Origin of the sequence: Lentzea sp. NPDC006480 (genome assembly GCF_040611995.1) — a bacterium.
Taxonomy (GTDB): domain Bacteria; phylum Actinomycetota; class Actinomycetes; order Mycobacteriales; family Pseudonocardiaceae; genus Lentzea.
In genome coordinates this window covers 31,495-54,038 of the sequence record NZ_JBEXPJ010000042.1, presented here as the reverse complement: position 1 = coordinate 54,038, position 22,544 = coordinate 31,495, and the positions used below count along the sequence as shown (strand labels likewise).

At 66.9% G+C, this 22,544-nt stretch carries 19 protein-coding genes; 5 read left to right on the top strand and 14 right to left on the bottom strand.

The window, feature by feature from the left end; translation table 11 throughout:
• Nucleotides 1–19 precede the first annotated feature (19 nt).
• Complete coding sequence (locus ABZX92_RS18980; RefSeq protein WP_355560671.1) at nucleotides 20–1,186, top strand: DUF4238 domain-containing protein; 1,167 nt, start codon at nucleotides 20–22, stop codon at nucleotides 1,184–1,186.
• A gap of 22 nt (nucleotides 1,187–1,208) precedes the next feature.
• Here the strand turns inward: ABZX92_RS18980 and ABZX92_RS18975 are convergent, their stop codons facing one another.
• From ABZX92_RS18975 to ABZX92_RS18965, 3 genes are all read right to left on the bottom strand, one after another.
• Complete coding sequence (locus tag ABZX92_RS18975) at nucleotides 1,209–1,799, bottom strand: hypothetical protein (RefSeq protein ID WP_355560668.1); 591 nt, start codon at nucleotides 1,797–1,799, stop codon at nucleotides 1,209–1,211.
• Nucleotides 1,800–2,703: 904 nt separating this feature from the next.
• The gene (locus ABZX92_RS18970; RefSeq protein ID WP_355560665.1) at nucleotides 2,704–4,464 is read right to left on the bottom strand and encodes a DUF262 domain-containing protein; all 1,761 of its coding nucleotides are present in this window, start codon (nucleotides 4,462–4,464) and stop codon (nucleotides 2,704–2,706) included.
• 278 nt (nucleotides 4,465–4,742) lie between these two features.
• Nucleotides 4,743–6,137, bottom strand: a complete 1,395-nt coding sequence (locus tag ABZX92_RS18965; protein ID WP_355560662.1) for a class II fumarate hydratase — start codon at nucleotides 6,135–6,137, stop codon at nucleotides 4,743–4,745.
• A 62-nt stretch (nucleotides 6,138–6,199) separates the two neighbouring features.
• On the opposite strand from ABZX92_RS18965, the gene ABZX92_RS18960 reads away from it, so the two are divergent.
• Complete coding sequence (locus ABZX92_RS18960; protein ID WP_355560659.1) at nucleotides 6,200–7,168, top strand: NAD(P)/FAD-dependent oxidoreductase; 969 nt, start codon at nucleotides 6,200–6,202, stop codon at nucleotides 7,166–7,168.
• 24 nt (nucleotides 7,169–7,192) lie between these two features.
• Entirely contained in the window at nucleotides 7,193–7,642 is a 450-nt protein-coding gene (locus ABZX92_RS18955) for a hypothetical protein (RefSeq protein WP_355560656.1), read from the top strand.
• A 13-nt stretch (nucleotides 7,643–7,655) separates the two neighbouring features.
• Here the strand turns inward: ABZX92_RS18955 and ABZX92_RS18950 are convergent, their stop codons facing one another.
• Nucleotides 7,656–8,117, bottom strand: a complete 462-nt coding sequence (locus ABZX92_RS18950) for an Lrp/AsnC family transcriptional regulator (protein WP_355560653.1) — start codon at nucleotides 8,115–8,117, stop codon at nucleotides 7,656–7,658.
• A 109-nt stretch (nucleotides 8,118–8,226) separates the two neighbouring features.
• Between ABZX92_RS18950 and ABZX92_RS18945 the strand changes: the two genes are divergently transcribed.
• Nucleotides 8,227–9,162 carry a Glu/Leu/Phe/Val dehydrogenase dimerization domain-containing protein gene (locus ABZX92_RS18945; RefSeq protein ID WP_355560650.1) on the top strand — a complete coding sequence of 312 codons (936 nt, stop codon included), beginning with the start codon at nucleotides 8,227–8,229 and terminating at the stop codon, nucleotides 9,160–9,162.
• Between the two features lie 88 nt (nucleotides 9,163–9,250).
• Here ABZX92_RS18945 and ABZX92_RS18940 read toward each other — a convergent pair whose 3' ends face one another.
• From ABZX92_RS18940 to ABZX92_RS18905, 8 genes are all read right to left on the bottom strand, one after another.
• Complete coding sequence (locus ABZX92_RS18940; protein WP_355560647.1) at nucleotides 9,251–9,661, bottom strand: L,D-transpeptidase; 411 nt, start codon at nucleotides 9,659–9,661, stop codon at nucleotides 9,251–9,253.
• Between the two features lie 56 nt (nucleotides 9,662–9,717).
• Nucleotides 9,718–10,074 carry a L,D-transpeptidase gene (locus ABZX92_RS18935; protein ID WP_355560645.1) on the bottom strand — a complete coding sequence of 119 codons (357 nt, stop codon included), beginning with the start codon at nucleotides 10,072–10,074 and terminating at the stop codon, nucleotides 9,718–9,720.
• A 317-nt stretch (nucleotides 10,075–10,391) separates the two neighbouring features.
• On the bottom strand, nucleotides 10,392–11,162 hold the full coding sequence (locus ABZX92_RS18930) for a serine protease (RefSeq protein ID WP_355560642.1): 771 nt from the start codon (nucleotides 11,160–11,162) through the stop codon (nucleotides 10,392–10,394).
• Nucleotides 11,163–11,293: 131 nt separating this feature from the next.
• Entirely contained in the window at nucleotides 11,294–12,334 is a 1,041-nt protein-coding gene (gene glpX, locus ABZX92_RS18925; RefSeq protein ID WP_355560639.1) for a class II fructose-bisphosphatase, read from the bottom strand.
• A 67-nt stretch (nucleotides 12,335–12,401) separates the two neighbouring features.
• On the bottom strand, nucleotides 12,402–12,635 hold the full coding sequence (locus tag ABZX92_RS18920) for an exodeoxyribonuclease VII small subunit (RefSeq protein WP_355560636.1): 234 nt from the start codon (nucleotides 12,633–12,635) through the stop codon (nucleotides 12,402–12,404).
• Nucleotides 12,632–12,976 carry a sugar ABC transporter substrate-binding protein gene (locus ABZX92_RS18915; RefSeq protein WP_355560633.1) on the bottom strand — a complete coding sequence of 115 codons (345 nt, stop codon included), beginning with the start codon at nucleotides 12,974–12,976 and terminating at the stop codon, nucleotides 12,632–12,634. Before ABZX92_RS18915 ends, ABZX92_RS18920 begins: the two co-directional genes overlap by 4 nt.
• Entirely contained in the window at nucleotides 12,966–14,204 is a 1,239-nt protein-coding gene (xseA, locus tag ABZX92_RS18910; RefSeq protein ID WP_355560630.1) for an exodeoxyribonuclease VII large subunit, read from the bottom strand. The genes ABZX92_RS18915 and xseA overlap by 11 nt, the downstream gene beginning before the upstream one ends.
• Nucleotides 14,201–14,695, bottom strand: coding sequence for a lipid droplet-associated protein (locus tag ABZX92_RS18905; RefSeq protein ID WP_355560628.1), 495 nt, complete (start codon nucleotides 14,693–14,695; stop codon nucleotides 14,201–14,203). The genes xseA and ABZX92_RS18905 overlap by 4 nt, the downstream gene beginning before the upstream one ends.
• Nucleotides 14,696–14,757: 62 nt before the next feature.
• On the opposite strand from ABZX92_RS18905, the gene ABZX92_RS18900 reads away from it, so the two are divergent.
• Complete coding sequence (locus tag ABZX92_RS18900; RefSeq protein WP_355560625.1) at nucleotides 14,758–15,702, top strand: 4-hydroxy-3-methylbut-2-enyl diphosphate reductase; 945 nt, start codon at nucleotides 14,758–14,760, stop codon at nucleotides 15,700–15,702.
• Here the strand turns inward: ABZX92_RS18900 and ABZX92_RS18895 are convergent.
• Together ABZX92_RS18895 and ABZX92_RS18890 are read right to left on the bottom strand one after the other, a co-directional pair.
• Nucleotides 15,699–19,112: an AAA family ATPase gene (locus tag ABZX92_RS18895; protein WP_355560623.1), complete on the bottom strand. Its 3,414-nt coding sequence runs from the start codon at nucleotides 19,110–19,112 to the stop codon at nucleotides 15,699–15,701. The genes ABZX92_RS18900 and ABZX92_RS18895 overlap by 4 nt on opposite strands.
• A 91-nt stretch (nucleotides 19,113–19,203) precedes the next feature.
• Entirely contained in the window at nucleotides 19,204–22,509 is a 3,306-nt protein-coding gene (locus ABZX92_RS18890; RefSeq protein WP_355560620.1) for a hypothetical protein, read from the bottom strand.
• Nucleotides 22,510–22,544: the final 35 nt, after the last annotated feature.

The following is a 22,544-nucleotide window of genomic DNA, read 5'->3' as shown; positions in this document are numbered from 1 at the left end:
ATAGAATGGATGAGACTAGTTGGCAGCGAGACCGCGTAGGCGAAACAAACCACCGCGACGGCAACATCAACTTCCGGCTGTCTACCTAGGTGCACTCGCTGCTGACCATCGGCAGCCTAGTCGCGATCGGACACTATTCTGTCTGCGCCGCGGCAAGGCTCAACCATTCAAACAAAAGGTTAACCACGTCAGCGTAGAGAATGACGTCTACACCTTGCTCAATCCTGCTTCGGTGCCGTTGGTTGACGGTGACGAGTACGCAATTGAGAAACTTTGGGGAAAACACGAAAGACAGCTTTCTGTCGCCATCGGTGAGCTGCGCGATGGTTCGTTGTCTGCAAGGACGTGGGCTCAGGTTCTGGTCCCGTTTGTATGCGGCTTGTTGGTTCGCGGGCCGCAGTACAAGCAGCAATACGATGCCTTCCTGGGGAAGATTCCGGGAATTTCTCCTGACAACGCCAATAACGCAAGGCTTATGCGGCTTCAGCGGCTACTCGCGCCCGTAATGGCGGCGCGGTGGCTCGTGTTGCAAGCGACGAGTAGAGCCTCGGCGCTAATTACCAATGATCTCGGTTATATCCCCATGAAACGACTGGACACGGGGCAAATTGGATATGCAATCCCCGTTGCCAGCGACGTCATACTGTGCATTGTGGTCAACCGGGGTCGAAATATTGCCTCACTTGACGAAGATGGGCAATGGCGAGCCGTAGTTGAATATGAAAGCGTGTCCCCGCGTGAGTGTGAAGCCTTTAATCACACGGTCGCCGCCGTTGCGCAGAACGCAGTCTATGGCCCCACTATGGCTTCAGTGTTGAAGGTTCAGGGCGCATTGGAGAGTGGTCCTGTTCAGTTCAACGAACTCTTTCATGCTGAATTCGGATCAATGACGATTCGTGAGTACGATGAAGATTGGCACGGTTTCATCAGTGCTATAGAACTACCGTCAAGCGATCCTGCACTTCACGAATTTCAGATCAACCCAGCCGTTCTGGGGAAAAGTACCTTCCCAGTCATATATCGTGCCCTAAACAGGGAGAGTCGGGTATCGGGTCTGGTATATCGACACCCTAACGTTCAATTGTGTATCGCTGATGTGGATGTAGTCGAGAAGGTACGTTCTCTACCTGATGAGCCCAAGTTCGGACAGCTCTTTGATGAGCTCGGCAATCTTATTCCAGAATAGCGGTCTTCTGCTGTATTCTCGATCATATTCCGTAGATGCGCTCAGAGCTGCGTTCGACTTTCTTTCCCCAGAATCGTATTCGGCTCTCAGTGCCGATCTCAACGCGGACTGCTCGCGTAAAGCGAGCCATACGCTCGGCTACGTCCTTGGAAATTCTGTGATACTGCTCCATCTTGAACTGAGGTCCGCCGGGCCGCAGTGAATAGATTGCTGATCGAAGAGTGAGTGCGACTTCCTGCGCTTCCGTTATTACTGTGATGCCTGCTACAACCTCTAGTTCGGACAGCTTCTGCATTACTTTGGCGAATTCGCTGTCCATCTTGGAGTGAGCAACGGCGATCTGCTCGTGAAGGTCGCTAGTCTCATTCGCGTCGGGCGGCTGACTACGGTGATTGATGTCGCCTAACTGGTCCATGCTGGACGCCAGGTTGTTGCAAGCTTCAAGGTAGTGGTTGACTGCCTGCGCAAAGTCGCCGAATATTTCAATCTCTTTGGACCTGCGCCATTGGCTTAGCTGAACCCTGTTGTTCAGTATTCCGGTCGCGGCGACGTTGATGACGGAAAGGCCGGCCGCTGTGAAGGCTGCGATTGTGGTCCATGTGTCGGCTGCCATAGTCAGCATTATCTGCTCGGGATCTATGCGTGCGTCAGTAGACGGTCTGCGTGTCGCGCAGGATCTTTGCTGAATTGTGCTTTATAGGATCAAGGCGCCGGCGTCGGCGGCGCGCAGTAGGCCGGTCGCGTACCAGCCTGGCCCGCATCCATCCGGGCACGTCGGGCTCCCGCTTCGCTCCGCCCGCCGGCCACGGCGGCGCGGTCCCGTGGTGGCGCGGCAGCGCACCGCCGAAGGCGGAACTTCTCCCAAAGCATGATCAGAGGTAACCGCGCGGACTTGGCCGCGAACGCGTAGCTCAGATGCTGACTGGTCCCGCCGAGGCCCAGGGATCGTTTAACACCGAGCCGCTGACATCAAGGGCGCCCTACGGCGTCGCTGCGCGATGGGCCAAGGCCCACCCTTGACCTCAACGTCTCGGCGCTAACTGGCGGCAAGGGCCGGGGAACCGGGGGCGACCAGCCACCGAGGTTCACCGGAACCGATGCCGGCAGGCGGATGGGAGACGGCGATGAGGACCAGGCGCACGACCAACCCGAACCAGCTCGCTCTGTGGGGTCGCTACGAGATGGAGGCCCTGATGACGATCAAGTGCAGCCGTCTGGTTGTCGTCGCGCAGGCCGCAACATCGCTTCCCAAGATCACGGTGACGGTCGCGGAGCCGACCGGTCTGACGCCCGTGTTCCGCTGCCTCGCCAATCCAGTCCTGATCTTCCGCGCACCAGCCAACCGCAGCACTGATCAACTCCCAGGCCGTCTACAGGCCGTCGGAGTCCGGAAAGGACGAAAACCAGCGAGAACTGTCGAGACATGTTCTCGCTGGTAGACGCGTGTTTCAGCCACCAACCCGCAGGTCACGAGATGACGGCGTTCACAACATCGCCATCTGGCTCGCGATGTACTCCTAGTCGTCCTTCTCGTTCAGTAAGCCGTCGTCGTCTCGGGTCACCGGGCGTTGGGTTACGTGCTCAATCTGCTGAATCACGTCCTCCAGCCGGCTACGGACGAACCCCGCGTAGTCGTCCTTGCGAAGTGCGTCGACTGCGTCGTCGCTGACGAGATGTGAGTCGAAGATTTCAGATATGCTGTCGGAGGCGATTGTGCCTTCGAGGGTTGCGAGGTAGGCACTCGGAGCATTCTTGGCGATCGTCTTGTTGGTCGTCGGGTCAAGCAGTACCCGATTGAGCGCCAACTCAGGGCTTAGCTGCTTGACGGTCTTCTTGGGTGCGTTGCCAAGGTACGCCTTGGGGAAGACGTGGTGAGAGTCAATTCGGTGCTGACGGAGGCGTTCTGGTGTCAGCTTCTCGCCGGTGTGGAAGTCGCGTGCGCCGCTCTGGACGCTCAGCGCGATGAGCCCAGCGTAAATCGCCTTGCGTCGAGTCGTGGCGGTCGCCAAGACGGAGGCGCTGATGTGCAACGTTTCTATTGCTTCCGGCGCGGAAGCAATAGGGTCTTTGACCCACTCAGCCAGTTTGATGTAGTCCGCGCCAGCTTGGCTGTTCGCGCCCTGATCGAAGTTCGAAGTGAAGACGGTGCACCAGAAGTACTGCTTGAGCCTGTCGATGGCAGTCTGCCGGACCGGTCCCTTGAGCTGCATCACGTCTTCCCACACTGCGGCCATCGGTACGAGCAGCATGGAGTACGGGAGCCACTTCGAGCTGATCACTCCACAATCTGAGGCTAGGAGGTCGAGCACCCTTGCGTAGCCGCGGACGCAGCTGTCCCAGTGATCTTTCACGTCTGCGGCGGTTACCTGCGTAAGCACTGTTGAACGCTGAGCGGAGCGGTGCGAGCGGAGAGCGACGGCCTGCATGACGCTATATGGCTCGATTCCGAAGTCGTTGAGGGTCTCGTGCGTGGCCAGCGCATCAGCCCACAGATCGCGCAGTTTCACGTTCTTCGGGTACAGCTTGGCGGTGAGCAGCTCAAAGGCGCCAAGGGGCTTGCCCGTTTTATTCAGCGTCTCAAAGACGTTGCACACCGCGTCGACCGACGTTGACGCTGGCAACGTGACGACTGGAAAACCGTACGACTTGAGCGGCGTCAGAAACTGGTCGCGAACTTGCCGATACAATCGTTTGGTCGCATCGACGTCGATCTTTCCATGTTTGTTGCTGATGTAGTTGTCAAGCCACTCGTCAAACTCCCGGTGCTTGTGCAGCGGGAAGACTTCATTTTCGTACTGGGCTTCTGGCTTCTCAAGGAACCCGTCGTCTTTCGGTCCTTTATCGCGCCAGAAGATCGCCTTGTCGAAGTCGATTTCGGTTGGCGTGAGAACCCTGCCGGCCGTCCGGTCTACTAGTACGGACAGCCGTAGATAGAAGCGCTCGTCGCCGCGGTCGTTCAAGGCTCGGTAGAGGCAGGTCAGCCGCTGCTGTCCGTCCAGAATCAGTTCCTGTGGAGCTGATGCCTTCCCAGGTGCTCCGGCTACGGGTCGCCAGCCGAAGGAGCTGCTGTCGCTGCCCATCGCCCAGAACAACAGTGTTCCGGCGGGATAGCGTGACATGACCGACCGCAGGAGCTCTTGGGTCCGCTTCGGTTCCCATGTGAAGTCGCGTTGGAAATCTGGAATCGTGAGTGAGCCGTCGTGGATCCGATGGATCAGGTTGTCGATCTGGCGCGGGGTGGCCTGAAAGATCGGATCTGCATCATAGCCGCTGGTCACGCGCGGGCTCCGTCTCGCCGTTCTAGATGGGTTATGCATATATACGTGGAGACGTGTCGGCCTGTTACACAAACGGGTGTATGTCACCTGTCCGGACTAGCGGGCCGTACTGGAAAACAAGTGTGGTTTGTAGGGCTTGCCATGGAATCGTCGCTGGCGGCTTACAGGACGGACGAACTTCCAGGGGACCCTGCACATGAACCGGAATCGCGGGCGCGACGAGTGTCGCGATGTACTCCTGACCCGGTGCCGGGTTGCCCGGCACCGGATTCAAGCGTTCAGCGGCCGCCGCGGGCCATGTGCAGGACGTCGAGCGCGGCGTCGAGCTGCTCCTCGCTCAACTTCGACGGCACGTGGCCGCGTTCCAGCACCACCTCGCGGATCGTCTTGCGCTCCTTCAGCGACTGCTTGGCGATCGACGCAGCCTCCTCGTAGCCCAGGTAGCGGTTCAGCGGCGTGACGATCGACGGCGACGACTCGGCGTACTCGCGCATCTGCGAAGCCTGAGCCTCGGTGCCCAAGAGGACCTTGTCGGCCAGCAGACGGGCCACGGCGGCCAGCAGACGCGAGGACTCCAGGACGTTGCGGGCGATGACCGGCAGCATCACGTTCAGCTGGAAGTTGCCCTGGGAGCCCGCGAACGCGACGGCGGCGTCGTTGCCGATCACCTGGGCCACGACCATCATCGTGGCTTCGGAGATCACCGGGTTGACCTTGCCCGGCATGATCGACGAACCGGGCTGGAGGTCGGGGAGGGCCAGTTCGCCCAGGCCCGTGCGGGGGCCGGAGCCGAGCCAGCGGAGGTCGTTGGCGATCTTGAACAACGCCACGGCCGAGGCTCGCAGCTGGCCCGACATCTCCACGACGCCGTCCTGGGTGGCTTGAGCCTCGAAGTGGTCGCGGGCTTCGGCCAGGGGGAGGCCGGTGGCGGAGGCCAGTTCGGTGGCCACCAGGGCGCCGAAGTCCAGCGGCGCGTTCAGGCCCGAGCCGACCGCGGTGCCGCCGATGGGCAGTTCGGCCAGGCGTGGGACCGAGGACCAGAGGCGTTCGACGGAGTAGCGGACCTGGGCGGCCCAGGCGCCGGCTTCCTGGCCCAGGGTGATCGGCACGGCGTCCATGAGGTGGGTGCGGCCGGACTTGACCAGGTCAGCCCACTCGCCAGCGCGCGACTCCAGGACCGCAGCCAAATGCTCGAACGCCGGGACGACGTCCTGCACGACGGCCTCGGTGGCGGCCACGCGCAGGGTCGTGGGGAAGGTGTCGTTGGACGACTGCGAGGCGTTGACGTGGTCGTTCGGGTGGACGTCGCGGCCCAGCGCACGAGTCGCCAGGGTGGCGATGACCTCGTTGGCGTTCATGTTCGAGGACGTGCCGGAACCTGTCTGGAAGACGTCGACCGGGAACTGGTCGTCCCACTTGCCGGCGGCCACGTCGTCGGCGGCGGAGGCGATCGCCGAGGCCACGTCGTCGTCCAACACGCCGAGGCGGGCGTTGGCCCGGGCCGCCGCTGCCTTGAGCAGGCCCAGGGCCCTGATCTGGGCGCGTTCCAGGCCTCGACCGGAAATCGGGAAGTTCTCGACCGCGCGTTGGGTTTGGGCGCGCCACAATGCATCGACCGGTACCCGGACCTCACCCATCGTGTCGTGCTCGACGCGGTACTCCTGTTCAGACATACCTCCGAGTCTCTATCGTCGATCACAGCACTGCCACCCACCACTGGCAGAAGGGCCGTCTCATGGAGCGTGACGTCGACCTCCTCATCGTGGGCGCTGGTCCCACGGGGTTGTTCGCCGCTTACTACGCAGGCTTCCGGGAAATGAACGTCGCCGTGGTCGACGCGCTGCCAGAACCTGGCGGCCAGGTCACCGCGATGTATCCGGAGAAGATGATTTACGACGTGGCCGGGTTCCCCGCGGTGCGCGGGCGCGACCTCGTCAACGGTCTGGTGGAGCAGGCAGGGCAGTTCAAGCCGACCTACCTGCTCGGCAGCCAGGCCCGCACGCTTGAGTCCACAGAGGACGGTCTGACGATCGGACTCGCGGACGGTTCGACGATCAACACCAAGGCCGTGCTGATCACGGCGGGCATGGGCGAGTTCAACCCGCGCCCGCTGCCCGCCGGCGACGGCTGGCTGGGCCGGGGCATGGTGCACTTCGTGCCGGTGCTTGCTGAGCACGCGGGGCAGCACGTCGTGATCGTCGGCGGTGGCGACTCGGCGTTCGACTGGGCGCTGGCACTGCACCCGATCGCGGCGAGCGTCACGATCGTGCACCGCAGGGCCAACTTCCGCGCGCACGCCGCCACCGTGCGGCAGGTGCGGGAGCTCGGCGTCGAGATCATCACCGACGCCGAGGTGCTGGCCCTGCGCGGCGAGTCGCTGTCCGAAGTGGACATCAAGGTCAAGGGCGAGGACGTGAAGACGTTGCCCGCGCAGACGGTTGTCGCGGCGCTCGGGTTCACGGCCGACCTCGGACCGATCGAGTCGTGGGGCCTGGAGCTCGACCACCGCGCGGTCGTCGTCGACACCACGATGAAGACCAAGCTCGACCGGGTCTACGCGGCGGGCGACGTCGCGCAGTACCCCGGCAAGGTCAAGCTCATCGCCACCGGGTTCGGGGAGGCGGCGACGGCGGTCAACAACATCGCGGTCCTGCTCAACCCGTCCGCCCACCTCTTTCCCGGGCATTCCAGCGACGCGAGCTGATCGCGGCTGGCAGGATCCGCGAGCATGGCGAGAATTTTGGCCGTGCTCGCGGCCTGCCTGTTCCTGGGGGGCTGTGCCGACTGGCCGCCGTACGCCGTGCGGACGGGTCCGCACGGCGGTGTCGAGATCGTTTACGCCAACTGCGACCGGGAGACCGAGAAGCTCGTCCAGATCGCGTTCGTGGTGGTCGAGGGGGACACCTACGACGAGAACGAGCCGAGGATCTGGCAGCTCGACTTCCCCACGCCCACCGCGCTGACCTCGGTCGAGGTCGGGCAGACGCCGCAGGGCGCGGTGGAGACGATCCCTTACCGGCGACCGGATCCGCAGCAGCCGGTCAACGTCGTGATCGCCTACGACGAGCGGACTCATGCCAGTGAAGAGGTCTTCACCCTCGACGAACTGGACGACGGCAAGACGCTCTACCACTACAAGTGGCGCTCGCCGAAGGAGTTCGACGAGCGGTGTGACTAGAAGCGCGTCGCTGCTAGGTGGCCGGCAGCGGGGCCGGGTCGTGGTTCGCCAAGTGCTGGAAGATGATCGACGTCCGCCAGCCGACGATCTCCTTGCGCTGGCTCAACCGGTCCACCAGGAACGCGTGCAGGTGCTCGTTGTCCTGTGCGCCCACGTGGATCACGAAGTCGTCGCTGCCCGCCATCACGAACACCGCCGTCACCTCGGGCAACCCGGCCGCGAAGGTCTTGAACGCGTCGATCACCATCCGGCTCAGCGGCCGGACCTGCACCGACACCAGCGCCTGCACGCCGCGGTTCAGCGCGGCCGGGGCGATGTCGGCGTGGTAGCCGCGGATCACACCGCGTTCGCGCAGCAGCCGGGTGCGTTCCAGGCAGGTGGACGGGGCGACGCCGACCTTGCGGGCGATGTCGCGGTTCGACTGCCGGGCATCGCGCTGCAGTTCCCGCACGATCGCCGAATCAAGTTCGTCCATCTCGCTCCCTGCGGCTCCAGATCGAATGATGTTCGGCGGGGCGGTGAAACCGCTGGCGTTCACCCTAACTTCGAACCCGAATGGTGGCGGAAGTTCGGGAGGAACGCAGATGTGGGAACACGAGCAGCTCGTCGTGCGCACCGGGCGGCGGTCGGGGATGACCACGATGGTCGCGCTGCACTCGACCGCGGCCGGGCCCGCGGTCGGTGGCTGCCGGATGAAGGCGTACCCGGAGATCACGGACGCCGTCACGGACGTGCTGCGGCTGTCGAAGGCGATGACGCTCAAGTGCGCGGGCGCCGGAATTCCGCACGGTGGAGCCAAAAGCGTGATCGTGGTCGACCGCGAGCTGACGCCGGAGCTCAGGCGTGCCGTCCTGCTCGACCACGCTGATCTGATCAACGAGTTCGACGGTGCCTACCTCGCGGGGCCTGATGTCGGCACCGGGCCGCAGGACATGCTCGTGCTCAGGGAACGCACCCCGCACGCCTACTGCCTGCCTGCGGAGCACGGCGGCACCGGTTCGTCGAGCGGGCCGACGGCGCGGGGTGTGCTGGCCGCGCTCAAAGCGGCGGCGCAGCACGTGTTCGGGACGCCGGACCTCGCCGGGAGGAAGGTCGTCATCAGCGGGTTCGGCTCGGTGGGGCAGCTGGTCGCGCAGGGTCTCGAAGGTGCTGAGGTGATCGTTTCCGACGTCGACGAGAGCAAGCGGACGGGGGAGTTCGGCTGGGTTCCGCCGGAGCAGGCCTACCGGACGAAGGCCGACGTGCTCGTGCCCGCTGCGGTGGGCGGGGTGCTGAGCCCGGAAGTGGTGCGGGACCTGGACGTTGCGCTGATCGTCGGTCCCGCCAACAACCAGCTCACCGAGGACGGAGTCGCGGACCTGTTGGCAGAGCGTGGGATCGTGTGGGTGCCCGACCACATCGTCAGCGCGGGCGGGGTGATCTACACGCTCGCGCGGGAGGACGACGGAGCTGACCACGAGACCGCGCTGAAGAGGGTGGACGGCATCGAGGCGACGGTGCGGAAACTCCTCGGCCCGTAGGCTCGGCCGATCACAGGCTGCCCACCGGCCTCGCCGGTCGCGTGTCCGTGCTGGGACGCGACCGGCGAGGCCGATGGACAGTCATCAATCAAGGAAGCACCTGAACCTTCTCGCCGATGGCCAGGTTGTCGAAGAACACCACCGACGCGTCGGCCGGGACGTGCACGCAGCCGTGCGACGGAACGTTGACGTCACCCTGGTGGAACGCGATGCCGGTCGTGGTGAAGTACACCGCGTTCGGCATCGGGCCGTTGTAGGGAACGCTCCAGTCGTTCTTCACCTTGCGCAGCACGGAGAACATGCCGACCGGGGTCTCGTACCCCGGCTTGCCGTGGCTGATCGGGACCGGGCCGTAGCTCACAGCGCCGTTGTAGACCAGCCAGGCGCGGTTCGCGCCCTTCTCCAGGCACGCTCCGTTGTAGACGGTGCAACCGCCCGCAGCTTGCGCGGGTACCGCGAATCCGAGGATCAGGAGCACCGTCGCGATGAGAACTCGCATCTCACATCACCCCTCAGTAGTGGAGTAACCACTACCAGGTGATCTGAATCATCCACTTATGCAACCACCTGAACCGTCTCGCCGATCGAGAGGTTCTGGAAGTAGTACTGGGCGGCGGTGGGATCCAGGTGGATGCAGCCGTGCGACGGAACGGTCAGCGAGCCTTCGTGGAACGCGATACCGCTGTCGGTGAAGTACGTCGACCACGGCATGGGCCCGTCGTACGGGCGGCTCCACTCGTCCTTCACCTTGCGCAGCACCGGGAACTTGCCCAGCGGTGTCTCGTAACCCTTGCGGCCACTGGTGATCTGCACCGGGCCGTACGCGATCTTGTCGCCGCGCAGGATCCACGACTGGTTCGTGGAGAGCTGGATGCACGCGCCGTCGCTGATGTCGCACGGCGTCGGCTTCACGACCGGAGCGGGTGGCGGGGGTGGCGGCGGCGGAGGTGGCGTCTCTGAAGAAGAAAGTGCCACGGACGACGAAGACGTTGCGGCAGGTGATGAAGAAGATGGTGGCGCTGTAGGAGTTTCCGCGTGCACGGCCCCCTGCGCGCACCCTGCCACCGACATCAACGCGACCGCCACGAGCAGCATCCGCATCGCGCACCCCCTCAGTGATTCATCCCTTGCCGAAGTAGACGACCGGAGGATCACTCAGGTTGCAAAGCGGAGGGCCCGCCTCCGGTAACAGTTGGGAGACGGGCCCTCGGAATGCGTTTACCGGCTGACTACAGACCGCCGACGTTCGTGCTCACCCAGGAGCGGTAGTACGAGACGTCCACGTAGATCGACGGAGCGGTCGCGCAGGTGGAGCCACCACCGGAACGGCTGGTCGCGCCGATGAGCTCCCAGCGGCCGGACACGGACTTCACCTGCGGGCCACCCGAGTCGCCGTAGCAGGCGCCCTTGTTGCCACCGGTGTTGTTCGTGCAGATCTCCGACGCGGCCGCGATGCCGGCGCAACGGCTGTCCGCGACGATCGACGTGTTGAGCTCCTGCAGGGTCACCGGAGCACCACAGCCGCCGCGGACCGGGCAGGTCTGGCCCCAGCCGATGATGCGGGTCGCGGTGCCGACCGGGCCGGACGCCGCGGAGATCGCGATCGGGGCCTGGCTGACCGACGTGTTGAGCTGCACCAGCGCCAGGTCGGCTGACGGGTGCGTGATGATCCGCGAGGCGCCGGTCGTGGTGCCGCCGCTGGTGCGGTTCGTGGTGCCGATCCGGGTGCGGATCGAGCCCGCGGACTGTCCGGCGACGCAGTGCTTCGCCGTCACGACCCAGTTGGCCTTGATCAGCGAGGCGCCGCAGAAGTGGCTGCCGGAGGTGCTCTGCAGCGACACCATGAACGGGTAGACCTGAGACGCGTTGGTCCCACCGACGATCATCGTGCCCATGTCGCCGTCGGCGGTCGGGGCGGGAGCCGCGGTGGCCGCTGCGGCCGAGGCGAGCAGAGCGCCCGCGGCCACGGCGATTGCGGAGAACAACGAACGTGCCCTCATCGTTGAGTCCTTTCCTGAACCCGGCGCAGGGTTGCCGGGGTCAGGACAGGAAACTAGGGACGAAGGTCACATCGTCACTAGGGTCACTCGTCTGGTCACCGTGCGTTGACAGTTCACAGCAAATAGGACAATCAGGGCAGCGGCTGCTGCACGTCCTCGGGCAGGTCGAAGTCCACCGAGGCGTATTCGCGCAGCTTGTGCAGGCTGTGGAAGCCGTCGATCATGCGCACGGTGCCGGACTTGGATCGCATGACGATGGACTGCGTCGTGCAGCCACCTGCCCGGTAGTGCACGCCGCGCAGAAGGTCTCCATCGGTCACGCCCGTGGCGCAGAAGAAGACGTTGTCACCCGACACGAGATCGTTCGTAGTGAGCACGCGCGACAGGTCGTGGCCCGCACCGATCGCCTTCTCGCGCTCTTCGTCGTCCTTGGGCCACAACCGGCCCTGGATCGCGCCACCGACGCATTTCAGCGCCGCCGCCGCGATGATGCCCTCCGGCGTGCCACCGATGCCGATGAGCATGTCCACGCCCGACGTCGGACGTGCCGCCGCGATCGCGCCCGCCACGTCGCCGTCGGAGATGAAGTGGATGCGCGCACCGGCCTTGCGCACCTCGGCGACGATCGACTCGTGCCGGGGCCGGTCCAGGATGCACACGTTCACGTCGGACACGTCGCTGTGCTTGGCCTTCGCGACGCGGCGGATGTTCTCCGCGATCGGCGCGGTGATGTCGATGACGTCGGCCGCCTCCGGGCCCACGGCGAGCTTCTCCATGTAGAACACGGCGGAAGGGTCGAACATCGCCCCGCGCTCGGCCACGGCCAGCACGGCCAGCGCGTTCGGCATGCCCTTGGCCATCAGCGTGGTGCCGTCGATCGGGTCGACCGCGACGTCGCAGTCCGGACCCTCGCCGTTGCCGACCTCTTCGCCGTTGAACAGCATCGGCGCTTCGTCCTTCTCGCCCTCGCCGATGACCACGACACCGCGCATCGACACGGTGTGGATCAGCTTGCGCATCGCGTCGACCGCGGCGCCGTCACCGCCGTTCTTGTCGCCGCGTCCCACCCACCGGCCGGCGGCCATGGCCGCTGCCTCGGTGACGCGCACGAGCTCCAACGCCAGGTTCCGGTCCGGGGCTTCGCGACGTCGTTCCGCGGGGGTGTTCACCATTGCGCGCCTCCATGCGACTACTCAGCGTGCCGGGTTTGTGATCGGCATTCTGAATCCTTGCACGGGATCACGCCTCGGAAACGTCCTCCTCGACCACAGCGAGAGCTGCATCGATTCGCTCGCGCGCACCGGCGAGATGCTGCTCACACGTCTTGGCGAGCACCTCACCGCGTTCCCACAGGGCGAGTGAGTCCTCCAGCGACAGGCCACCGGCCTCCAGCTTGCGGACGACCTCGACCAGTTCGTCGCGGGCGGCTTCGTAACCCAGTGGAGTTCCGTTTTGGGTGGTTTCCGAACTCACGCGGACTGGCTCCTCAGGCGGCTCAACACGGTCGCGACGGCCAGGTCGTATCCGACGAGCGCCTCCGCGAACTCTTCGCCGTCACCCTCTCGCACGGCCTCGTCGATGAGCGCCTCGGCCTCCGCGACGCGCCGGTACTGGACCGTGCCGGCGGTGGCTTCGCTCAGGTCGTGCAGCGTGAGGATCAGCGTGCGGCGGCTCTTGGTGTCGCAGTCGCCCACCATCGCCGTCCAGCACTCCGCCGCGGCGCGGTTCGCCGCCTCCGCCTTCGTCCGCAGTCCCGAGGTGCAGTTGCCGGCCGCCTCCATGGTCAGGGGCAGGAACACGGCATCACGCATCATCGGTACCTCCCCCTTCCGCACTGGTGACCACTGCTCCCACTGCTCCGTCAACGACGCGTACCCGCAGCTGTGTTCCGCTCGGCGCGTCCGACACAGAACGCAACACGCCGTCGGGCCCGTCAGGTGTGACGAGTTGCACAACGGCGTATCCGCGCGCCAGCGTGGCGGCTGGTCCGAGGGTCGTCAAGCGGGCTTTCGTCCCGGACAGGTGGACGTCTTCCCGATCGAGACGTTGCGTGACGGCCCTACGGCTCTGGTCGCGAAGACGTTTCACTTCCTCGGCACGGCGTTCCAGTGGACCGTAAGGGTCCGAAAGTACTGGTCGGGAGCGCAGAGCGTCGAGCAGTTTCCGCTCGCGGTCGACCCAGCCGTGCAGTGCGCGCCGGCCGCGGTCGCGCATCTGGCGGACGCGTTCACTCTCTTCAGCGACATCCGGAACCACCCGTTTGCCTGCGTCGGTCGGCGTCGAACAACGCAGGTCCGCGACGTGGTCGAGCAGCGGGGTGTCCGGTTCGTGGCCGATCGCGGACAGCACCGGCGTGCGGCACTGGGAGACCGCCCGGCACAGCGCCTCGTCGGAGAACGGCAGCAGGTCCTCCACACTGCCGCCACCGCGGGCGATGATGATCACGTCGCACTCGGGGTCCCGTTCCAGAGTGGACAGCGCGGTCATCACCTGGGTGACCGCCATCGGGCCCTGCACGGCGACGTTGATGACGCGGAAATGTGCTGCGGGCCAACGGTTCCGCGCGTTCGTGAGCACGTCTCGTTCGGCTGCCGAAGCGCGACCGGTGATGAGACCGATCTTCTGCGGCAGGAACGGCGGACGGCGCTTGCGGCGCGGGTCGAACAGGCCCTCGGCGTGCAGCAGCTTGCGCAGGCGCTCGATGCGCGCGAGCAGCTCACCGATGCCCACCGCGCGGATGTCGTCCGCGCGGAGCGACAGCGTGCCCCGGTTCGGGTAGAAGCTGATCTTCCCGTGGACGATCACCCGGCTGCCCTCGGTGAGCTGCAGCTCACGCACCAGCGACGCGTTGGCGGTGATCGACATCGACATGTCGACGCTCGGGTCGCGCAGCGTCAGGAACGCCGTGGAGCTGCGCGCGTTCAGCTGCGTGACCTGGCCCTCGACCCAGAGCTCGCCGAGCCGGTTGATCCAGTCGAGCAGCTTGCGGGCGACCGTCCGCACCGGCCAGGGGTTCTCCGGCGTGGATTTTCCCTCAGTCACTGATTCTTGACCGTCGCGATCCTGCGGTTGAGCATGCCCACGAACTCGGGCCGGGCCTCGTGCGCCTTCTCGTAGCTCAGCAGTTCCTCCAGCTGAGCCACGTCGAGGTTGCGCAGGCGGGCGCGCAGCTGGGCGATCGACAGCTCGTCGTACATCGGCAGGAACTCGGGCACCTCGGCGATCGCCCGTTCCTCTTCCTCCCACGGGTCGTCGGCCGGCTCCTCAGCCGCGACGGTCACGTCGACCTCGCCGTCCTCGTCGAACGTCGCCCACTCCGGCTCTTCCTCCGCGGGCCTCAGTCCAGACAGGACGTCGTCGCCCCTGATGGCGAGTTCGGTCACATGCTGCTGCACGCGCATGGACAACTGCATCGCCTCGCTGACCACCGTGAGGGGGAGTCCGGCGAGCTGCTGCGGCAGCCTGCGCGCCTGTTCGAGGGCGGTCACCGCGAGTCCAGCGGCGACGCGGACACCCAATGGCAGTGGCTTCATGCCCGTAAGCCTGCCGTAACAGCGCTGAGAATGCGACGGAACGCCCTGGGTACCCTGGGGGCATGCCCAAGCGAGTCCTGTTGGCGAAGCCGCGTGGTTACTGCGCGGGCGTTGATCGTGCCGTGGAGACGGTCGAGCTCGCCCTCGAGAAGTACGGCGCTCCCGTCTACGTGCGCAAGGAGATCGTCCACAACAAGTACGTCGTGGAGACGCTGTCCGACCGCGGTGCCATCTTCGTCAACGAGACGGACGAGGTTCCTGAGGGCGCTCTCGTGGTGTTCTCAGCGCACGGCGTGTCGCCGGCCGTGCACGAGGAGGCCGCAAACCGCTCGTTGCGCACCATCGACGCCACCTGCCCGTTGGTGACGAAGGTGCACAAGGAAGCCGTGCGGTTCGCCAAGGAGGACTACGACATCCTCCTGATCGGCCACGAGGGCCACGAAGAGGTCGAGGGCACCGCCGGCGAGGCCCCGGACCACGTGAAGCTCGTCGACACCGCCGAGGACGCGGCGAAGGTCGAGGTCCGCGACCCGAACAAGGTCATCTGGCTGTCCCAGACCACGCTCTCGGTCGACGAGACCATGGTGCGGGTCCGGCAGCTCAAGGACCGCTTCCCCGAACTGCAGGACCCGCCGTCCGACGACATCTGCTACGCCACCTCGAACCGCCAGACCGCGGTGAAGACGATGGCGCCGTCGTGCGACCTGGTGCTCGTCGTGGGCTCGAAGAACTCCTCCAACTCGGTCCGGCTGGTCGAGGTCGCGCTGCAGCACGGCGCCAAGGCCTCGTACCTGATCGACTACGCCAAGGAGGTCGACCTGGCGTGGCTCGAGGGCGTCGAGACCGTGGGCGTCACGTCGGGCGCGTCGGTGCCGGACATCCTGGTGATGGAGCTGCTGAAGTTCCTGGAGTCCCACGGGTTCGGCGAGGTCGAGGAGATCACCACGGCGAACGAGAAGATCGCCTTCGCCCTGCCGCGTGAGCTCCGCAAGGACCTCGTCCGCTAGCGAATCGCGTCGAGGGCCTGGTCCACCCCCAGGCCCCACACCGACAACGAGTCGGTGCCCGCCGAGACCACCGTCGAGCCGTCCGGCCGCCACGCCAGGTGCGTGACGGCCTGGGTGTGCCCGCGCAGGGCCGCCCACAGCGTGCGGCTCGCCACGTCCCACACGATGACGTCCTGGTCCCGGCCGCCACTCGCGAGCCGGGACGAGTCGGGGCTGAACTCCAGCGCCGTCACCGCCTGCGTGTGGCCGCGCAGCTCACCGACCTGCCGCCACGTCGCGGTGTCCCACAACGCGATCAGGCCGTCGTCGTCGCCGGTCGCGAGCATCTTCTTGTCCGGTGAGACGGCCATCGCGCGCACGGGCCGTTTGTGCGGGCTCTGGAACGCGGTCTCGTCGAACGTCGTCGTGCTGCGCACGCTCACGTTGCCGTCGTCGCGACCCATCACGATCTCGTGCTCGTCCTTGCCGAACGTCGCGGACGTGCGCGCGCCCCAGCTCAAGCCTCCGATCAGCTGAGGCGGCGACTTGTCCCCGACGTGCCACACGCCGTCCGGCACGTCGCCGCCCACCGTCAGCAGTGCCTTGCCGTCGAACGCCATCGCCACCGGTGGCCGTCCGTCGGCGGGGAAGCCGAGGGTGTCGAGCGTCGTGACGGGCCTGCCGGTGTCGGCGTCGCGCACGGACAACGGCGCGCCGGTCACGACCTGCTTCAGGTCAGGGCTGAACCGGCCGGAGGCGCGTTGCACGACGCCCGTGTCGACCTGGTGCACCAGCCGCAGCGAGGAGTCCCGGCGTTCGAGCACACCGGCGTCGTCGAGGGTCACCACGACGCCGTCGGAGTCGACTCCCAGCGCGCGCACGGCCCGGCCGGACGTCATCGGGACGTTGCGGGCGGGCCAGAAGCGCAGGGCGTGCTCGGTGAGCAGGACGAGTGATCCGTCCGCGGCGAACTGGGTGCTGAACACCGGCTCGCCGACCGCGAGGGTGGCGATCAGGCTGCCGCGGGCCATGTCCCACAGGTGCACCTGGCCGTCCAGGCCGGCCGAGACCAGCACGCTGCCGTCGTCCTTGAGGTTGAGCGACATCGCGGCGCCCGAGTGGGTGGGCAGCGTCGAGGTGACCGCGCCGCTCGCGATGTCCCGCAGCTGCACGACGCCGTCGTTGGTCGCCACCAGGGCGATCTTGCCGCCCGGCAGCAGCTTCAGCCTGGTGATCTCGCCGGAGCCGACCACGAAACCGCCGGTCCGCTGCCTGCTGGTGAGGTTCCACAACGCGACCGAGCCGTTCGACGCGAGCGCGAGCGTGTCGCCCTGCAGCGTGAACGGGCCGGTGATCGCGCCGACCGGCAGCTCGAACCGCGGCTGCCGGGTGTCGAGGTCCCACATCGTGCCGCCGACCAGCAGCGAGTGGCCGTCCGCGGTGAAGGCCGTGCCGACCGGCGACCTGGTCCGGGTGAGCTCGACGGGCCGGGCGTCCGGGGCGGGCCACAGCAGGACGCGGCCGTTGCCCAGGGACATGACGATCCGGCCGTCCGGTGCCTGGTCCCAGCTGAAGACGTAGCTGGTCTCGTCGCCGCTCGGGATCCAGCGGATCGGTTCGAGGCTGACGGCGTTGTACTGCTGGATGCCGAGCCCGCTGGAGAGGCTGATGGTGGTGCCGCTACCGAGGTCGAAGGCCCACATGTCCTTGACGTCGAGCGTGCGGCCCATCCCCGCGTCGGCGAGGGTGAGCGTGCGGTTCCTGACCCCGGCGGCGGCTGCGCTGAACACCCGGCCGCGGGCTTCCGGCGTCGGGTAGGCCTGGTACGCCTCGGCCGCGAGCTGTCCGGCGCGCTTCGGGTCGCTTCCCGCCAAGGCCTCGGACTGGGCGGTGAGCTCCTGCGACTTCCGCACGAGCTCCAGCCGGTCGACCTCACGGCGTTGCCGCACCGCCACGACAGCGGTCGCCGTGGTGGCGACCAGGAGTGCGGTGAGGCCGGCCGCGATCCAGCGCACGCGGCGGGAACGACGGCGTTCGCGGGCCTTCGAGGCGCCGATGAACTCGCTTTCGGTGGCGGTCAGCTCCGGCGTCGCGCGGGCGATCCACTCGGTCGTCTCGGCGAGCCTTCCCGTCCGGTAGAGCGAGTCGGTGTCGCGGCCCAGCTCCTGCCACGTGCGGGCGGCGTCGGTGAGCCTGCGGTGGGTGCGCAGTCCCTCGTGGTCCTCGTCCAGCCACGCCCGCAGCCGCGGCCAGGCCAGGAACAGCGCCTCGTGCGTCACCTCGACGGTGTGCTCGTCGACGGTGATCAACCTGGTCTCGGCGAGGACGTCGAGGACTTCCTCGCCGACGACGTCCTGGCGCGGGATCGGGCGTTTGGTGCCGTCGATGCTGAGGCGGAGCAGGAGCTGCTTGGCGAGGCGTTGCTGGTCTTCGTCGAGGGAGGCGTACGCGGCTTCGGCGCTCTGGGCGAGCGCGCCCTGGATGCCACCTGCGGCCTGGTAACCGGTGAGGGTCAACGTGTTGCCGCGCCGGCGATGCCACGTTTCGAGCAGTGCGTGCGAGACGAGGGGGAGCACGCCGCTGCGTCCCGCCGCCTCTGCCACGAGGGTGGTCAACAGGGCCGTTTCGACCGTGCAGCCGACGGTGGCGGCGGGTTGTGTGATGGCGCGCCGCAGCTCGTCGGGTGTCATCGTGCCGAGAAGCACCTGTGCGTCCGTGAGTGCGTCGGCGAGCTTCGGGTACTGCGCGCAGTTCGGGTAGAAGTCGGACCGGATCGCGATCACGCGGCGGCAGTCGGCGGAGAGCAGCGCGTCGAGGAACGCCGCCCGTTGCACCTCGTCGTCGCACAGCGTGAAGAGCTCCTCGAACTGGTCGACGACCAGCAGGTCGGGGTGCCGGTCGAGCGCCTCGGCGATGGCCGCGTCCGGGTCGTGGCCGGGCGTGCAGATCACCGAACGCTCGAACTTCGCCGCGAGACCCGCCCGGAGCAATGACGACTTGCCCTCGCCCGACGCCCCGAACACCGCGAGGAACCGCTGGCGTTCGAGGCGGTCGAGCAACGTGTGGGTCAGTGCTTCCCGGCCGAAGAACCTGTCCGCGTCTTCTCTCGTGAACGGGTTCAGGCCCACGTACGGCGACGGCCCGTCGTTGGCAGACCTGCTTTGCGCCATCGCCACGGCGACGTCGTGCCAGCGTTGCTCCCACGCGCTCTCGTCGCCGTGGCACCCGCGGACGTACGCGAGCGTCGCGTCGAGACCCGGCAGCTTCCGGCCACCCGCCGCCTCGGAGAGCGTGCTCGCCGAGAAATGCGCGCGCCGGGACAGCTCCCGATAGCTCGGCAGTCCCGCGTTGGTCCGCAGTCGTCGCAGGTCCGCGGCGAACAGCAACAGCGGACTGTCGCCGTCGTCCAGCGGACGTTCCCCTCTAGGCATCGCACTCATGCTGGCAGAGTGCGTGCTGGTCAGAGGGTTGTTGTCCGGGATCCGTTGTACGACGTTCGCGGGCCCGACCACGAACAACGGATCAAGCCAGTGCTCGCAGCGCGGTTTCCACGTCGAGCGGCCACTTGATCACCGCGTCCGCCCCGGCCGACACCACAGCGCGGCCGTCGGGCATCCACGCGACGTGCGTGACGCCCTGCCCGTGGCCGGTGAGGGTCGCCCACGCCTTGTGCTCGTTGACGTCCCAGACGACGACGTTCTTGTCCTTGCCACCACTCACAAGCCGGGTGGAGTCAGGGCTGAACTCCAGCGCCGTCACGCCGTTCGTGTGGCCGCGGAGCTCGGCGATCCTCTGCCACGTCGTGGTGTCCCGCAGCGTGATGAGGCCGTCGTCGCCGCCGGTCGCGAGAGTGCGCTTGTCCGGTGACAGGGCGAGCGCGCGCACCGCGCCGTCGTGCACCTTGCCGAGTCCTGTGGTGTCCCAGGTGCCGGTGTCCCGGATGGCGACCACGCCGGTCTCCGAACCGACCACGAGCTCGTGGTCGGAGCGGCCGAGCGCGATCGCGCTGGGAGTGCCGCCGAAGACGCTGCCGACCTGCACGGACGACGGTTCGGGCTCGACCGTCCACGCGCGGGTCAGCGCGGTGACCGTCTCGCTGTCGGACCTGCCCAGCGAACGGACCACCTTGCCGTCGGCCACGTCCCTGACCGCGAGTTTCTCGCCGTTTCCGGTGGTGGCGAGCCACTTCCCGTCCCGGCTGAACGCGGCAGCGGAACGGTCTGTCACGCCGGTGGCGACCCTGCTGACAGCCCACATCCCGGCGTTGCGGCGTTCGATGAAGCCTCCGTCGTCGAACGTGAGAACGGTCCCATCCTGCTCGACGGTGAGTGCCCGCACGGAGTGAGCCGAAGCCATCGGCACACTTCCACGCGACCACACGCGCAGGCTCATGTCGGTGAGCACGACCAGGCGGTTGTCGGAGGTGAAGGCCACGTCCAGCTTGAGGCCGTCCATCCGCAGCGTGGGGAGAGCGGTGTCGTGCACCAGGTCCCACAGCCGGATCTCGTCCTGGCCCATGCCGAGGGCGGCGAGGACCGTGCGGTCGGCGTTGGCCTCCAGGAAGACCGGGGACGCGAGCGGGGCGAGGTCCTTGATCTGCTTGCCGGTGGCGGTGTTCCAGAGCTGGATCGGGCCGTCCATGATGCCGACCACGGCCTGGTCCTGGGAGAACAGCTTCAGGTCGCTGATCCGGCCGGTGATCGTGAAGCCGCCGATCTGCTGGGCCTTGCTGATGCTCCACAGGGTCACCAGGTCGTGGCCGTAGACCGCGAGGGTGTCGCCGTGGACGTCGAGGCGGCGGGGGACCGTGCCGATCGGCAGCTCCGCGCGGATCCTGCGGGTGGCCAGGTCCCAGATCTGGCCACCCACGATCAGCTCGCGGCCGTCGTCGGTGAAGGCGAGCGCGGTCTGGTCGCCTTTCTCGCGGAGCACCTCCGGCTCGCTGCGGGGAGTGGACCTGAGCGTGACCTTGCCGGTCGGGTCGGCGACGGCGATGCGGCCGTCTCGTGCGATGTGGAGCCCGAACACCGAACCGTTCGTCGGCAGGTCGGCGACGTGGGCGAGGGTGGTGCCGTCGTAGAGCTGGGCGCCGTGTTCGGTCCCGACCGCGATCAGGCCGTTGCCGGTCACCACGCCGTGGCCGCTGATCTTGATCTCGCGCTGGCGGCTGAACGCGGCGCTGAGGACCTGGCTGCGGGCTTCCTGGGTCGGAGAGGTCTGGTACGCCTCCAACGCCTTGCGGGCGGACTCGTCCGGGTTGCTGGCCATCAGCGCGGCGGAGAGTGCGGCGAGTTGCTGCGACTGCGTGACGCGGCCGAGCCGTTCGACCTCGGCGCGTTGCCGGGAAGCGGTGACGGCGCTCGCGGTGGTGGCGAGGACGAGGGCGATCAGGCCGGCCGCGGCCCAGCGCAGGCGCCGTGTGCGTCGGCGAGAGAGGTTCTTCGACGCGGTCAGGAACGCGTCCTCGGTCTTGGTGAGGGCGGGTTCGGTGCGGGCGGCCCAGTCGGTGGCTTCCGCGAGCCTCACAGTGCGGTAGAGCGCGCCCGAGTCGTGGTCGAGCTCCTCCCACAGGCGGGCGGCCTCGGTGAGCCTGCGGTGGGTCTTGAGGCCTTCGCGGTCCTCGTCGAGCCAGGCGGCGAGGCGTGGCCAGGCGCGGAAGAGCGCCTCGTGGGTGACCTCGACGGTGTTCTCGCCGATCGTGACCAGCCGGGCGTCGGCCAGCACGTCGAGGACCTCGTCGCCGATCACCTCGCTGCGCGGGACCGGGCGTTTCGTGCCGTCCGCGGCGAGCCTGAGCAGCAGCTGGCGGGCTCGCAGCCGCTGGTCCTCGGTCAGCTCGGCGTAGGCGGTCTCGGCGCTCTGGGCGAGTGCGCCGTCGATGCCGCCGGCCGCTTTGTACGCGCCGACGGTGAGGATGTTGCCGCGCTTGCGGTGCCAGGTCTCCAGCAGGGCGTGGCTGACCAGCGGGAGCACGCCGCTGCGGCCCGTCGCCTCGGCGATCAGGGTCGTGAGCAGGGCGCCCTCGACCGTGCAGTTCACCGTCGCGGCGGGCTGGGTGATCGCGCGGCGCAGTTCGTCCGGGGTCATCGTGCCGATCAGGACCTGGGCGTCGGTGAGCGCTTCGGCCAGGTCGGGGTGCTGCGAGCAGTGCGGGTAGAAGTCGGACCTGATCGCGATCGCGGTCTTGCACGGGGCGTTCAGGAGCAGGTCGAGGAACGCCTGGCGCTGGACCGGGTCCTCGCACAGGGTGAAGAGCTCCTCGAACTGGTCGACGATCAGCAGGTCGGGGTTCTTCGCGAGGGCGTCGGCGATCGAGGCGTCCGGGTCGGTGCCGGGTGTGCAGCTGACCGGGTTGCCGAAGTGTTGCGCCAGACCGGCTTTGAGCAGCGACGACTTGCCTTCGCCGGACGCGCCGAACACCGCGAGGAAGGGCTGCGTCTCCAGGCGTTCTCTGAGTGCGTTGGTGAGCTTCTCGCGACCGAAGAAGCGGTCGGCGTCTTCTCTCGTGAACGCGCTCAGGCCCACGTACGGCGACGGGCTGACCCTGGCCTGGAACAGGCTCTCGTCGACCTCGTGCCAGCGTTGTTGCCACGCGCTCTCGTCGCCGCCGCACGCCCGGACGTACGCCAACGTGACGTCGAGGCCCGGCAGCTTCCGCCCGGCCGCGGCCTCGGACAGCGTGGTGACCGAGAAATGCGCTTTCCGGGCCAGCTCCCGGTACGGCGGGCCGCCCGCCTCGGCGCGCAGTCGGCGCAGATCTCCGGCGAACCGCAACAGCGGGCTGTCGCCCTCGTCCAGTGGACGTTCTCCCCTAGGCATCGAGCTCATGCTGGCAGAGTGCTGCCGTTTTCCCTGCTCGCTGT